At 40.6% G+C, this 15,278-nt stretch carries 15 protein-coding genes and 1 tRNA gene; 1 reads left to right on the top strand and 15 read right to left on the bottom strand.

Annotated features, from left to right (window positions below; translation table 11 throughout):
* Positions 1-75: 75 nt before the first annotated feature.
* Together ACDF53_RS02630 and ACDF53_RS02635 are read right to left on the bottom strand one after the other, a co-directional pair.
* Positions 76-1,320 (bottom strand): M20 family metallo-hydrolase, encoded by a 1,245-nt coding sequence (locus ACDF53_RS02630; protein WP_370815396.1) that lies wholly within the window; start codon positions 1,318-1,320, stop codon positions 76-78.
* A 132-nt stretch (positions 1,321-1,452) separates the two neighbouring features.
* Positions 1,453-2,748: an amidohydrolase gene (locus ACDF53_RS02635; RefSeq protein WP_370815397.1), complete on the bottom strand. Its 1,296-nt coding sequence runs from the start codon at positions 2,746-2,748 to the stop codon at positions 1,453-1,455.
* A 135-nt stretch (positions 2,749-2,883) separates the two neighbouring features.
* Here ACDF53_RS02635 and ACDF53_RS02640 point away from each other — a divergent pair, with 135 nt between their 5' ends.
* Positions 2,884-3,072: a hypothetical protein gene (locus ACDF53_RS02640; protein ID WP_295867163.1), complete on the top strand. Its 189-nt coding sequence runs from the start codon at positions 2,884-2,886 to the stop codon at positions 3,070-3,072.
* A 168-nt stretch (positions 3,073-3,240) separates the two neighbouring features.
* Here the strand turns inward: ACDF53_RS02640 and ACDF53_RS02645 are convergent, their stop codons facing one another.
* From ACDF53_RS02645 to epsC, 13 genes are all read right to left on the bottom strand, one after another.
* The gene (locus tag ACDF53_RS02645) at positions 3,241-4,182 is read right to left on the bottom strand and encodes a DMT family transporter (RefSeq protein ID WP_370815398.1); all 942 of its coding nucleotides are present in this window, start codon (positions 4,180-4,182) and stop codon (positions 3,241-3,243) included.
* Between the two features lie 150 nt (positions 4,183-4,332).
* Complete coding sequence (locus ACDF53_RS02650) at positions 4,333-5,226, bottom strand: DMT family transporter (RefSeq protein ID WP_370815399.1); 894 nt, start codon at positions 5,224-5,226, stop codon at positions 4,333-4,335.
* 4 nt (positions 5,227-5,230) lie between these two features.
* The gene (locus tag ACDF53_RS02655) at positions 5,231-5,707 is read right to left on the bottom strand and encodes a YhcH/YjgK/YiaL family protein (protein WP_370815400.1); all 477 of its coding nucleotides are present in this window, start codon (positions 5,705-5,707) and stop codon (positions 5,231-5,233) included.
* Between the two features lie 306 nt (positions 5,708-6,013).
* Positions 6,014-8,080 (bottom strand): elongation factor G, encoded by a 2,067-nt coding sequence (fusA, locus tag ACDF53_RS02660; RefSeq protein WP_298696311.1) that lies wholly within the window; start codon positions 8,078-8,080, stop codon positions 6,014-6,016.
* A gap of 134 nt (positions 8,081-8,214) precedes the next feature.
* Complete coding sequence (locus ACDF53_RS02665) at positions 8,215-8,880, bottom strand: hypothetical protein (RefSeq protein WP_024066000.1); 666 nt, start codon at positions 8,878-8,880, stop codon at positions 8,215-8,217.
* Between the two features lie 30 nt (positions 8,881-8,910).
* Positions 8,911-10,047, bottom strand: coding sequence for a [FeFe] hydrogenase H-cluster radical SAM maturase HydE (gene hydE / locus ACDF53_RS02670; protein WP_005387530.1), 1,137 nt, complete (start codon positions 10,045-10,047; stop codon positions 8,911-8,913).
* Positions 10,034-10,780, bottom strand: coding sequence for a YaaA family protein (locus ACDF53_RS02675; protein WP_370815401.1), 747 nt, complete (start codon positions 10,778-10,780; stop codon positions 10,034-10,036). The genes hydE and ACDF53_RS02675 overlap by 14 nt, the downstream gene beginning before the upstream one ends.
* Entirely contained in the window at positions 10,758-11,360 is a 603-nt protein-coding gene (locus ACDF53_RS02680) for a hypothetical protein (RefSeq protein ID WP_295203987.1), read from the bottom strand. The genes ACDF53_RS02675 and ACDF53_RS02680 overlap by 23 nt, the downstream gene beginning before the upstream one ends.
* Positions 11,361-11,569: 209 nt before the next feature.
* The gene (locus tag ACDF53_RS02685) at positions 11,570-12,832 is read right to left on the bottom strand and encodes an Nramp family divalent metal transporter (RefSeq protein WP_227720648.1); all 1,263 of its coding nucleotides are present in this window, start codon (positions 12,830-12,832) and stop codon (positions 11,570-11,572) included.
* 19 nt (positions 12,833-12,851) lie between these two features.
* Positions 12,852-13,604 carry a hypothetical protein gene (locus ACDF53_RS02690; protein WP_227283435.1) on the bottom strand — a complete coding sequence of 251 codons (753 nt, stop codon included), beginning with the start codon at positions 13,602-13,604 and terminating at the stop codon, positions 12,852-12,854.
* A gap of 203 nt (positions 13,605-13,807) precedes the next feature.
* Positions 13,808-13,898: transfer RNA gene (locus ACDF53_RS02695), tRNA-Ser, on the bottom strand.
* A 50-nt stretch (positions 13,899-13,948) separates the two neighbouring features.
* Positions 13,949-14,383: a DNA starvation/stationary phase protection protein gene (locus tag ACDF53_RS02700; RefSeq protein ID WP_005387520.1), complete on the bottom strand. Its 435-nt coding sequence runs from the start codon at positions 14,381-14,383 to the stop codon at positions 13,949-13,951.
* A gap of 264 nt (positions 14,384-14,647) precedes the next feature.
* The gene (gene epsC / locus ACDF53_RS02705) at positions 14,648-15,256 is read right to left on the bottom strand and encodes a serine O-acetyltransferase EpsC (protein ID WP_005387517.1); all 609 of its coding nucleotides are present in this window, start codon (positions 15,254-15,256) and stop codon (positions 14,648-14,650) included.
* Positions 15,257-15,278: the final 22 nt, after the last annotated feature.

The raw sequence follows: 15,278 nt of genomic DNA on the forward strand, positions 1-15,278 counted from the left end.
ATTACTAAAAAACACTGTTCAATCTTAGAGCTGAATTACACTTTTACACAATCTGATATCAACGGATATCTCTACTTACACAAGTTTTGTCATTTCTAAACTAAGTTTTCTAAGTACTGTATCCAGTACCTTAGCGCCCGTAACGATGTCATCCATTTCCGCAAATTCAGCCGGATTATGACTAATACCTTCACGACATGGGATAAAAATCATCCCTGTTGGAACATCATCGGCCCAGTGCATAGCATCATGACCAGCACCGCTTGGCATGGTCATATAGTCTACACCTACAGACTTAACAGCCTCTTCGATTTCTCGAATCATGGCCGGATGCATCGCTACAGGATGATCCTGTGCGATAGGCTCAATCGTATAGGATAAGCCTCGTTTCTCTGCAATAACATCAATAAATTCCTTAATGAGGGTAACTACAGAATCACGGGCCACCTTAGAAATACTGCGAATATCGACTCCCATCTTCACAGCCCCAGGGATAACGTTCATCGCACCCGGTGTTACCTCAACAACACCGACTGTGCCTACCACTGGAGGCTCCTCTTGCATGGATGCAATCTCCTCAATGCCGAGGATTATTTTTGAAGCCCCACATAAGGCATCATGACGCAAATTCATTGGCGTAGCACCACTATGGTCCGCATTCCCACGAATGGTTACATAGAACCGCTCTGGTGCGGCAATACCAGTTACAACGCCGATGGGTTTTGCTTCATGCTCTAGCACCTTACCTTGTTCGATATGAATTTCTGTGAAAGACTTTACAGGTCGTTCATATTCCATATGCTCAATAGCATCTGGATTTAAATTACGTTCTTTCAAAGCATCATACAAGGACACACCTTGTTTATCTACTAAGCGTTGTAAATCTTTCAATGTCAATTCACCACGCATAGCCTTACTGCCCAATGTGGCAGCTCCAAAGCGGCTAGATTCTTCACACATAAAGTCCACTACTGCAATGGTATGGTCATGTTCAAAACCATCATCCATCATACTGCGAATAGCTTCGATAGCAGATAATACGCCTACAACACCATCATAGTTGCCACCATTCGGGACGCTATCCGTATGAGAGCCAACCATAACAATCGGTAGCTCAGATTTTTTACCAACCTTATAGCCCATAACATTACCGAAATCATCTATTTCAACAGTCAAGCCCGCATCAGTCATACGGTCAATGATATATTGGCGCCCCTTCCAATCTGCATCGGTGAAAGCTAGGCGATTAATACCTTCTCCAGGTGCAGTCAGCTGTGCCATAGCTTCAAAATCTTTAGCTAAACGCTCTCGTTGAATCATATAACACCTCACAATCTAATACCCATATTACATCTAATATATAGCACACTATACATATTTCGATGCATACATCTATATAGTTATGTACCTATAGTTTAGATGTATGAATCACAATATCTCAATCAATATGTCCTATTTTAAATAGTGAGTAGCAATTGTACCTAATGCAACAATACCGTTTAGCATGTCTTCTTCATCGATATCGAATAATGGATTATGATGAGGTGCTTTAATAGCAGAGCCTAATACCATATATGTTGCTCGACCGCCACGGTCAATAACACGGTTCAAGAAGTACGCGCAGTCTTCACTACCGCCACCGCTATAATCGAACGGTACCTCTTTAAAGATACCTAATGGTTCAATGATTTCTTGTACTTCGCGAGCTAAGTCATCGCTGATACGACCGGCTGGTGTTTCGCCTTGTTTTGTAATTTCAAAGGTACAATCATGCATTTCTGCGGCACCTTTAATAATAGTTTTAGTGCGTTCAATCATGTAGTCATTGATTTCTGTAGTAGCACCGCGAGTTTCTAATTTAAGAACAGCTACATCAGGTGTAACATTGCGACCTGTACCACTTTCAAAAACGCCTACATTCATGCGAGATGCACCCCCACTATGGCGAGCAATGGCTTGTAAGTTAATAACAGCTGTACAGCCTGCAAGCATGGCATTTTGAGCCTTTTCAGGAGAACCACCTGCATGGGAAGAATAACCATGGAATACAGCATCAAGTTTTGTAGTCGCTAAAAAGCCATGATCACTACAAGCAAAGCAATTAGATAACTGTTCATTAAATCCGATATGCATGCCGAACATCAAATCTACATCATCTACTACGCCAGCCTCTACCATCGCTTTAGCACCACGTACGCCTTCCTCTGCTGGTTGGAAGATTAGTTTAATAGTACCCTTCAAGCCATCCTTATGTGTAGCAATATATTCAGCAAGGCCAAGGCCCATTGTCATATGTGTATCATGACCACAAGCATGCATAGCCTTCTCATGGCGGGAACGGAAACCATTCTTAGCAGGAATATGGTTAGATGCTTTAGATTCGATAACATCATTAGAATCCATATCTGCACGGAATGCCACTACAGGACCATCATCACTGAACTTCATAGTTGCTACGATAGCTGTTTTACCATAGCCCATTTTTTCTACGAGCTCAGGATCAGCGCCTTCATCCATAGCGCGAGCCATGGCTGCTTTCATAACCTCTTCGCTAGGTAAACCCATACGAGAATCTAAATCGAGTACATCTGCACCAAGTGCTACATCATACCCTAAAGAAATTAACTTTTCAGCTACTTTAGAAGCAGAACGATATTCAAGCCAAGCTGGCTCTGGATACATATGAAAATCACGACGCATAGCGATAAAATCATCGCGGCGTTGTTGTACGAAATCTTTTACAGACATAGGAACCTCCTAAAAATTAATTAGTACTTACCTATTAACTATATGAATAGATAAGTAAATAGTCAACAAAATAGGTCATGTATACAAAATAAAGAGACGAGCTATGCTATAATAATAGTAATAAAGGAGGTGCCTATGACATTAAATGTAAATAAAGAAAAACTCACCATTTTAGATGTACAATTTGATACTTATGAGGACTTTGATGCAGTTTGGTATGCCATAGGTTCATCTATGATTGAAGACTTCACTCCTACAACTGAATCAGTTCTAGAATTAAAAAATTATGTTACAAACAGAAGGAAGGAACTACAAATTGGCTAAAAACCAATACGAAGGTTACCAGTACATAGATTTAGATAATTTCTATACCTATGAAAATTCATTTGTATTAATAAATAAACAAAATATTCTAGATCCTAACTTAGCAAAAAATATAATATTTGATTACAAAAAACACATATACCGCATGGTATATGTGTTTTCGTTTGTTTATTTCATTTCTACTTTATTCAGTTTTTCTAGTACTTCTCGTTTGATTTGTCGTTGTCGATCCCAGGCGATAATGAATACGGTAGCAATGATACAAACCATACCTATAATCCCTACAAGGGTAAATTCATTCCCCAATAATGCCCAGCCAAATAGAGCGGCTGAAATCGGTTCCAACGAAGAAAGAATAGAGCCTTGTACGGCACCAATCCGTCGCACCCCTTCGATATAAGCATTAAAGGATACAACCGTCCCCAATATAATAATGGCGAATAATCCAAGCCATGTCATACCATCCCAAATTGCTTCAGAATCGATTTGCTGGAACATGGCTAACGAAATAAATCCACAGATAAACATGGCAAAACCAACAATCGATGTAGTGCCATATTTCTTTAATAGTTCAATAGGTTGCAATGTATAGACACAGATGCTGGCTGCCGATACAAGCCCCCAAATCATAGCTTCCCCATTAATTTTAGAAAAATCTAGCCCCTCTTGGGAAACAATGCATACCGTACCAACCATAGCTAGCAGAACACAACAAGACTCCGCAAAAGACGGCTTTTTAAAGTATCGTAGGAAGAGATAAATAATAATCAACGTCGGCGCTACATATTGAAGTACCGTAGCAACACCAACCCCAGAAATAGCGATGGCTCTAAAGTACGTGTACTGCGCTAAAGCGATGCCTAGAACACCGAAGATGAGCAGTTTACCAAAGTCTTTTTTATTTTTAAAAATATCAAAGATGCGCATTCCATCTTGCATATAGGCCAATATAATCGTCAAGAACCCGGCCACCAGCAGCCGAACCTCTAGTAGCCACTCTACATTTAAGTGTTTTACCCCTTCCAGATATTGTACAGATGTACCTGAAAGTCCCCAAAACAAGGCTCCTAGAATGGCTAACGCCATGCCAATCCACTGTTTCTCCCCCATCTAATTCCTCCATCTAATGCGACATTAAAATACTATAACATAATAACAAAGAGGCCTCAACCTCTGCAATACATCGAGATGAAACCTCTAACATTAAATTATAGATATGTTTAAATCAATATAAGTTAACGCAAATCAATCACCTATAGATTAATTACGTTTTTCTAGAGCAATAATAATAACAGTAGCAATGATAATAGCCATGCCAATTAGCCCTAATGCACTAAATTGGTTGTCTAAAAAAGCCCATCCAAAGAAAGCCGCCGAAATCGGCTCAATAGATGACAAGATGGATCCTGGTACAGCACCTATTCGTTTAACACCTTCTAAATAAGCATTAAACGAAACAATGGTCCCCAGAAAGACAACATTGAAACAGCCAATAACAGTCCACACATCCCACAGAGCATAGGAATTTGGTTGGTGGAACAAGATAGCTGCCACAATACCACTGAGAAGCATGCCAAAGCCTACAATCGGTAAGGTCCCATATTTATATAGTAAATCTACAGGAGAAACACTATATACAGCTACCCCCACGGCAGACAAGAGGCCCCACATAAGCACGGCCAGAGGGAAGCTTTCAAAAGAAAAGCCATCATTCCCCATCAAACAAATCGTACCTACCAAGGCCAATATAACAGAAATAATCTCCCCTTTAGAGGGCCGTTTACCATAACGTGCTAGCATATAAATAATAATCATGGATGGCGCCAAGTATTGGAGTACCGTCGCAATGCCAGCCCCAGCCAAAGCAATGGATTTAAAGTATGTATATTGGCACAAGGCCATACCAAATACGCCAAAAACGATAAGGCCTACTATATCTTTCAAATTTCGAAAGACGTCAAAGATAGCATTACCATACTTAAACCACGCATAGATAACGGTTAATAGCCCTGCTGTAATTAAGCGCATGGTAACTAGCCATTCTAAGTTCATATCCCTAAAGTTGCTTAGGAATTGTACTGAAGCACCTGATACGCCCCATAAAATGGCACCTAATAGGGTTAGTAGAACACCTATAACTTCGTATCGCTTCATAGGATTACTCGCCTAAGAGATCCACGTGCACTTTTACAACAACCTTGCGGATTTTAATAGGCTTATCATTAACCGCTAACAAAGGTCTATGGATATCAGATGGGAAGAATACCGTATAATACCCTTCTGGACAGTGGATGTGCCCTTCATCAACCGATTCATTTGGATAGAAATAGCAATCTCGTTCTGGATAGGATTCAACAGGTTTAACGAGGCCTTTATCTACAAAAAAGCCCATATTTTCTTCGCCGCTCACCATAAATTGAATATCTACATAGTTGCGATGAGATTCAGGTTTTGTAGTTTCAAATAGTTTTGTTTCCACATCGTCCACATTGGCATACATCATGTCACCTTCAATTTCATGACGACCGCCTGGCAATGCTTTCAAATCTGTATTCTTTAAGAAATCTAAAGCTCGTACGATGGCTTTAGGATAGCCCATTTTTGTATAATCTGCAGTAATGCTAGAGAAAAACATATACGATCCTTTCCCGATATATGGAAATAACACCTGATATATAAGCAATTATATTACCTTTAATGTTAGCACATATATACATAAAGGACTAGACACTATACGCTTTATATAAGGCGCATATATAGTAAAGCATATATAGTAAAAGCCCTCCATACGCTACATATATGGAGGACTCCTGTAAAATACTATTCAAATTTATGACTTACGTCAATTGTTATGCTATTAAGTTGTTACTATATGCAATTATCTATTCAGTTGTAGTGATTCTAACTGTATTTGATACAGTACGTGGACATGTTCTTAACTTTATTCTTGAGTTTTATGAGCAGCGATAATTTCTTCCGCTTGCTTATGTGGAACCTCTTCATAAGTATAGAACTGACGGTTAAATACGCCTTGTCCTTGAGTGATGGAGCGCAATGCAGTCACATAGTCGGCCATTTCAGCCAATGGTACTTGAGCTTTAACAACAGAAATACCTGTTCTTTCACTTTGTTCCATGCCTAATACACGACCTCGACGGCTATTTAAATCACCCATGATGTCGCCCATGAAAGCATCTGGTGCAAACACGTTAACTTCATAGATTGGTTCTAATAGGACTGGTTTCGCCTTAGGAATTACATCCTTGATAGCTTGTGACGTAGCTACTTTGAATGCTAACTCTGAGGAGTCTACGCTATGGTAAGATCCATCCAAGAGTGTCACTTGCACGCCAATCATAGGATATCCCGCAATTAAGCCTTTATCTAGGGTTTCTTTGGCACCCTTTTCCACTGCTGGTATGTATTGTTTAGGTACAGCACCACCAAAGATTTTGTCTACGAACGCAAATTCGGTACCATCATATAATGGGTCCACTTGAATCTTAACGTGACCATATTGACCATGACCGCCACTTTGTTTCTTATATTTAGACTCGGTTTCAGCGGAGCCTTTAATGGTTTCGCGGTATGGAATGTATGGAGTCACAAGTTTAGCTTGTACGCCATATTTACGATCCATTTTGTTGAGGATATGCTCGAGATGAACCTCGCCCATACAATCGATTTGTAGTTGACGGGCCTCAGCATTTTTCACTACTACGCAAGTAGGATCTTCTTCTGCTACTTTTAGAACAGCACCAGCTAATTTTTCCTCCTCACCTTTTTTCACAGGTTCTAATGCCACTGTGTATAGAGGTTGAGGGAAACGGATAGCATCGTATGTCACTTTAAAGTCAGGAGCAGTTAATGTATCGCCAGTCTTAGCATTAGCCAATTTCGGTATCACTACGATATCGCCAGCTTTAGCGGCAGATACAGGGATTTGTTGCTTCCCGATAAGGGTAACCATCTTGCCCCATTTTTCTTCTACACCTTGGTTTACATCATAAAGGCGATCGCCTTCTTTTAGTTCACCAGAGAAGATACGTACAAAGCTTTGTTTGCCTGCGAATGGGTCTAACAATGTTTTAAATACGAATGCAGTTAACGGTTTATCTACATGTACTACACATTGTTCGCCGGTTTCCGCATCAGTTGCGGTCATCACTTTTTTAGTTGCATCCGGCATGTAACGGATCATACGATCCAATACTTGATCTAAGCCAATACGAGATGTGGCACTGCCACACATGATTGGGCACACACGGCCACTAATCATCCCTTCACGCAAGCCTTGGCGAATTTCCTCTAAGGATAATTCTTCGCCTTCTAAATATTTTTCCAACAATTCATCGCTACCTTCAGCCGCGGCTTCTACGGTCATTTCCCGAATTTCTTGAGCCTTTTCGATAAGGTGAGCTGGTACAGCAATCTCTGTTGGTTGGCCGTCCTTGTAAGTAAACGCAGTCATTTTAGCTACGTCTACGACGCCTTCAAAGTTGGCGCCTTCACCGATAGGAATCTGCAATGGCATAATGCCTTTGCCAAATAATTCCCGCATTCTTTCAATAGTACCGAAGAAATCAGCACCATCAACATCCATTTTATTGATAAATGCCATGCGTGGCATTTGTAATTCCACTGCATAATCCCAAGCGCGAACTGTGTCAGTTTCTACACCAGATGTGGCGGATAGTACCATCAACATACCATCGCACGCACGCAAAGCGGCACGAACTTCGCCATGGAATTCATTATAGCCTGGAGTATCTACGAAGTTAACCTTATGGTCATGCCATTCACATGGAGCCATGCCCAATTGGATTGTTACATTACGTTTAATTTCTTCAGGTTCAAAGTCCATAATATGTTTATTGTCTTGGCCTTTACCTACGAAATCAACCGCACCAGAGGTTAACAACAAGGATTCAACAAGAGCTGTTTTACCTGCACCATCGTGGGAAACAACAGCAACGTTTCTAATTTTATCACTACTGTACTCTTTCATCGGAATCGCCTCCTTAATGGCAAATTACGGCTTTTGCTAATACATTTCGACACCCAAATAGAAAAGTCCTCTTTTTCCGAAAAAATTTATCAAAAAAAGAGGACTCTTTATTAATATTAATTTATATATCAGTATTATCTACTCACTAAAGAGGCACAGCCACCAAGAAGTGCCATGAAGATTGCCCAGATAAGAACAAAGATAATGGACGTAATGATACAGGCAATGAAAACTTTCATTTTAGTAAGCATGACCTGTCTTGCCATAAGTTCTAAGGATACCCAGATAGAAATAATAATTAATGCCACGGTTCCTACAAAATATACGAAACCAGCAATAGCACTACTATCGAATACAAGACCTAATAGTCCCATTACGATCAAGACTATCGTATATCCAATACTAAATAATAGTACTTCATACCCTTGTAGATACCAACTAACTTTCATAATGGCTTGTACATTGTCGGTACCACCCATTTTAGTAATAACCCAGTTATATACATAAGAACCGATGGCAACCATTACAAAGGACCAACCGATACTGATGAGCCATGCAAAAACAAATATAAAACTTGCACCGATACCGATTAAATAGGTTAAACCAGTAAATTCATTATGAGGGAGAAATGGAATTAACATAGTCCCAAATAAAGCCAATATAATATATGGAATAGCCCACAAGAATACAGTGCCCCAGAAACCTTTTTGCAAAGTGCCCGATTGCACCACTTGATCAATACCGCCTTTAAAAGGACTTGCAAACAACCGCCAAAAATCAGAATACCATTTTGTCTCCATAATACAACCTCATATACAAACTAAAACTCTCTAAAACTCTCCCGTACGTTTTCCGTAGTGCTTGGAGTCGCCATTTTGCTTCCAACCTACGGTATCACCGATGGACATTACGCGGCGCGTTAAGCAGTCTTTACATTTGTCTGCATTATCATCTACGCAAGGTTTATTATCGTACAGCAAATATTTTGCACGGTGTTCCGGAATGGTAATGATAGGCATCAAAATATTAGCACCCGCAGCAAGGCCTTTTTCACGACCTAATTTATCAAGTGCTTGTAATGCTGTTGTAGCTGCAATATTTACGTCTTTCAAGAATAACCGTGTCAACGCAATCATCTTTAGGCCCAATTGAATACGGCGCAATTTACCTGCTTCATCATCGATGCCCATCGCCAATGCCTCTTGGCCTAGCGGCGTATCATGATGTACCACATACGGACCCATGCCGATCATATCGATATCCATATCGCGATAAAACAAGATATCATTTACAAGATCTTCTTCGGTTTGCCCAGGCAAACCAATCATAACACCTGTACCCACTTGGAAACCTACGCGGCGCAAGCTACGTAAACATTCAACGCGCGTTTCAAAAGAGTGTAGTTCATCTTGAGGGTGAATTTTATGATATAGCTCTTTATTTGTTGTTTCAATGCGCAATAAATAACGACTAGCGCCGGCTTCACGCATGCGGCGGTACGCCTCTTCGCTTTGTTCCCCTACGCACATCGTAATGCCAAGGGAACCATCGCCAATGGCTTTAATATCGCGAATTAAATCCACCACATAATCCACAAAGGCATCATCACAGCGTTCACCAGATTGGAGCGTAATAGAACCATATTCATGGTCGTACGCCCATTGTGCCATCTTGATGATATCTTCACGATTCATATCAAAGCGTTCCGTCTTGTCATTTTCACGACGGATACCGCAGTAATTACAGTTTTTGATGCATCGGTTCGAGAACTCGATGAGGCCACGATAGTACGCTACAGGCTTTACATATTTCGCCTTCACTTCATAAGCCTTTTTATATATTAACTGCAACTGTTCTTCATCAGTTACAGACATGAGAAATCTTAGCTCATCCTCTGTTAGCCATTCATCGCCAACGAGGTCTTTTGCAAGAATGTCTTGCACTTGCAAACAATCACTTCCTTTCATAACGAACCATCATCGATTCGCTTGGTATCGTAATGGATTCAATATCTGTAACACAGATAAATCCATTAATTTCACGGGGCAAATCCCTTACATGCTTCACTTGCTCCGTCAAACATGCATGAGCCATCATGCCACGACTCATTTTGGAGGACGTACTCATCTGTTTAAATGTGTCGCCTCGCAATTCCCAAAACTCAACGGTTACCACCTTTGGATGGTTCACCATTTTCGCATATTCTTTAGACGCTAGATTTAGGATCCAATCTTCCTTGTGAAAGTATGCATCCACAGCTTCGCGCCACGTATCGTATAAATTAATACCTACCTTATCGACCATATCTAGTCGATAGTCTCTAACGCCCATCGTAGGCTCTACAACGCCGTACAAGGCAGACATCACAACGAGGTGGCTTTCACCAAAGGCCTTAGCCTCATCAGACAAGTTCGACCAGTCTAAATATTTGAAAGCAATGCCATCGTAGCTTTCACAAGCACGCCCTACAGGATGAGACTCAAAATCTTGATAGAAATCAAAGAGTGCCTGCGCCTTATCATCCTTTAATTTTAAAGCCTTGCCAAGGGCCGCCACATCAAGGGATTGCACATGTTTTACAATATCTTGTGTAATGTGCGGTTGAAATTGACCGTCCCGGACTGCAGTATGTACTGCCCCATCGTTGCTAGTAGCATTGGTAATCGTTTTTGTCTTACTAGGAGAGAGGACGATTTTCATGGGATAACTCCGCCTTGATAGTTTCCTCTGTCAAGTTATCAATCAACTCAGGATTCCACAACATGAGAGGCACAGCCACTACGTGGCTAGCTTTCATTTCTTTACATAAATTAATACATTCTTTGAGGTAATCAGAGTCTTCATCTACAAGGTCGCATACGATAACAACGTGACGGCCTTTTAGATTAACACCTTCGTAGTCGATGCTTCCAGCAGATACTGTAAGCATACCTGTTTCCAAACGACCTTCACTCATGTCGTTCAAACGAGACATCAACACATGCTCGAGCATAGTGGATACAGGTGTCACTACACGGCCAATACCAATAAGGGCCTCAGGTTGGGCGTGAACGATAACTGTTTTTTTGCGTTTATCTGTTCTAAAATCAACGAGCGCTTTTTCTAAAGCGCCAAAGAACACAAATAATTGCCAAGGATCAAAAGAACCTGTTTGGAACATGTCGATAATAGAGCCATCCTCATCCATATTTAGGCGCGTTAATAATTCCTCTGCAATATCGTTTACTACAACACTGAAATCAGATTGCATTGCGTCTTGTACTTTTACTTCCTTTGCCATTAGGTCCTCCTAATTTCTATCTATTACACTGGTGAGGGAATCCTCCCTACAGATATTATGCTATCTTTAATTGTAACATATTTTATAGCCCACATGGGTATTCTTGGATACGCTTTTTACATAATCAATATACATAACCTACTAAAAAAAAGACCGCCAACGCGGTCTTTTTCTCTATCATTATTAGCTTTAAATGATGAGCTTATATCTTATGCGCCTACATAGAGTAAGTAGATATTCATAACGGTTACTACAATGCCAATGCCCCATAATAGTACATTTGTATATGTATGGTTCGCATATTGCCCCATCACCTTGCGGCTACTTGTCATATAGAGCTGCAAGAAAATCGTAATAGGCAGTTGCAAGCTCAAGAACATTTGAGAGATCAACAAGGCTTGGAATGAATCAGTAACGAATACAATCAAAAGCAATGCTGGAATATAAGTTAATGCCAAGCCTAATCTTGTATGGAAGTCTTTCATATCGTAAGACTCACCAAACATACCGGCAAAGATACTCGCCCCTGCCATACCTGCCGTAGCAGACGATGCAAAGCCCGCAAAGAGCAATGCGATAGCAAAGATTGTACCTGCTGCAGGTCCAATGAGAGGTCGTAACAACTCCTCAGCCTGTTCAAGCTCCGTTACTTCAATGCCATGAGCAAAGAACACTGCCGCCGCCAATAAGATCATGGCAGAGTTAATCATCCAGCCAATACCCATAGATAATAGGGTGTCTAGAAATTCATAACGCAATTGGCGCTTCATTACAGAAGGATCTTGTGTGTTGAACTGGCGACTTTGAATGATTTCTGAGTGCAAGAACAAATTGTGAGGCATAATAACAGCCCCTAAGATACTCAAAATAACGAGCATCGATTCATTAGGAACCTTAGGATCTACCCAACCAATACCAGCTGCTGCCCAATCTACATTGACCATATTGACCTCTACGAGGTACGCCAACGCAATAAGGGATACGAATCCTGCAATGATACGCTCTAGCTTCCGATAGGAATTGGTAATGAGCATAATGGTACAGATTACAGCCGTCAAGATACTGCCTATCAAAAGAGGAATGCCAAAAAGCATTTTCAATGCGATGGCTGCACCGATAAACTCGGCCAATGCGGTCGCTGCCGCTGCAATGCCCGCCGTACTCAATACGAACCTAGACACGTAACGCGGCAAGAATTCATAAGCACATTCGGATAAACATTGGCCTCGTACAATGCCTAAGTGGGCCACGTTATGTTGCAATAAAATAAGCATAATCGTAGATAGCGTAACTACCCACAATAGTTCATAACCATAACTAGCACCAGCAGCGAGATTGGCCGCCCAATTGCCAGGGTCGATGAACCCAACCGTTACGATGATGCCAGGTCCTATATATTTAAAGACCTCGCTCACCTGCTGCTTACCGTTTTGGTGGACGGTAAACAGCTGTTTCTTTAAAAAATCAATCATTATAACTCCTTAAATAGGGTTATAGAGTGAAAGTCATCTCCGTTTGCATACGAGCATCGGTTTTAGATTTTGTATCCTTACCACCGGTATAACGGATGCGCACATTATTATTTACTTTAACGCGAGAGTCATCAATTTTGAACTTCTTCATTTTTTCTTTGATTTGTTCATCAGTTAACGCGCGCTCTTCTGGTTTTGCCACTTCGTCATTAGCTGCATCTAAAGCCTCTTGTTGAGATTTAGATACTTGGTATGTTTTACCAGATTTCTTAGCTTTTTCAGCACGTTTTTCGTCTAATTTTTGACGGCGCTCTCGGGTAACCTTCTTATCGCGAGCAATACGATAATCCATTACATCACGCATATTTTCTTGATAAATACGCAACGCATATTGGCGGTCGTTTTCGTTCATTTGCTCCCGTTTAGTTACAACTTCGTCGATAAGCGGCATGAGTTCATCCTTTGTATAGCTTGTATTACCATCAAAGGCAAAACCATGTGTATCGGTAATAGCACCGTGCTTAACTAGTGTTTGTAATGCTGTATACGTCCAATCATTTGGTGTAATCACACCTGCACTCACATGATGTTGAGCTTTGCTAGAACTACTAACAGTTTCTACATCAGCACTCACGCCATCTACCATAGGACGTGCGCTTGGAATAGCAATACTTTCAGCATGTGCGAAACCAACAGAGGCAACGAGACATAATGCACCGATGCCAACAGCGCGACGAAGTAAATTCATGTGACGTGTATATTTTATATTCATAAGAGTCTCCTTAAAATTACATTTTATACAATCTATTATATGAAACCCCTTGTCATACGTCAACTCTATAACCTTACACACCTGTATAAATCAATATTCACAAGACCTCAGGCTCACTTGAGCCCTTACACCTTTAGGTCCATCCCCAGTAAATTCCACAATAAACAAAAAGACCTCACATCGCGTGATGTGAGGTCTCAGCATGGCGGAGGATTAGGGATTCGAACCCTAGCGACGGTAACCCGCCCTAACGATTTAGCAAACCGTCCTCTTCAGCCTCTTGAGTAATCCTCCATGCTTTACTGGGTAATCATATCATACCCAATAAGGCATTGTCAATCGTATTATTTCAACATGGATTCGATGAACCAGATTTGTTTTACATAGTATGCAACGTGATCTTCCATCATGCTTACGAGCAAGAAGTCACCTTCTTCATCAGCAGCTGCACGGATTGCTACAGCTTGATCATTCATGTATTTGAAGTCTTTAAGAAGAATTTCAATTACTTTCGCTTGAGGGATATCTTCTTGACCCAATTCTTCAATTTTAGTCAATTTAGCGTATTCTGCAGAATTAACCAATGGGAATTGACCTTGCATTTTCACGTGTTCTGCTACTGCATCGAAGTATTCAAACGCTTCATCATAGATGGATTCCAAATATTCGTGAATGGATTTGAATTGTGGACCTGTTACGTTGAAATGTAGGTTATGTAATTTTACGTTCCATACGGAAAGATCTGCTAAATATTGGTTTACTTGTTGTAAGTTTTTCATAGTAATTCTCCTTTTTCTTTTAATTCTCAAATATAGTTTATTCAAAAAGCAGAATAAACCCAGTCGGCTTCTATGCCATCAATTCGTTTATCTAATTTGTAATCAGTATTGATTACATAATTTATTTTACCAATAATGATTTTCCTTGTCAATACATTAAATCGATTTTTTTGAATATTTTTATAAAAAAACCTCTAACTACTAGTTCAACTAATAGTTAGAGGTTCTATCTTTCTATATTATATGCGGTTTTATTACACTATATTAAATATAGTATTCTATGTAATCATCAGGAATTTTCTTTTCCTCTGCCTGGCCATTATTAGTACGACGAGGTTTACGGACATACATATTTTCTGGATCTGTTTCAAAGATAACCATATCTTTAGGGATATCGTGTTTAATAACGAGGTTACAACCGATTTTGGTACGAGCCCCAATCGTAATATCGCCTAAGATTTTCGTACCTGTACCGATGAGTACTTCATCTTCGATGGTCGGATGGCGTTTTACCTTTTTAGAGGACATGCCACCTAACGTCACTTGGTGGAACAAGGTCACATTATCCCCTACGATTGCCGTTTCACCGATAACGACACCCATGCCATGGTCGATAAATAAACCACGACCGATGGTAGCACCTGGATGGATTTCAATGCCGGTTACGTGACGAGAATGAAGTGCTACGCGACGAGCCAAGGTTGGCCATCCCGCCTTATAGAGGCGATGCGCAAAGAAATGCCAGAACAAGGCTGTAATATGCGGGTATGTCCAAATAACCATCCACACATTTGTTGCTGCCGGGTCAGAATCCATTACGCGCTTAATATTATATTGAATTTTGCCCCATAATTCGCGTAAACCTTGTATCATAGCGACTCCATCTCAAATAACT

This window comes from Veillonella sp. (assembly GCF_041333735.1).
GTDB lineage: Bacteria > Bacillota > Negativicutes > Veillonellales > Veillonellaceae > Veillonella.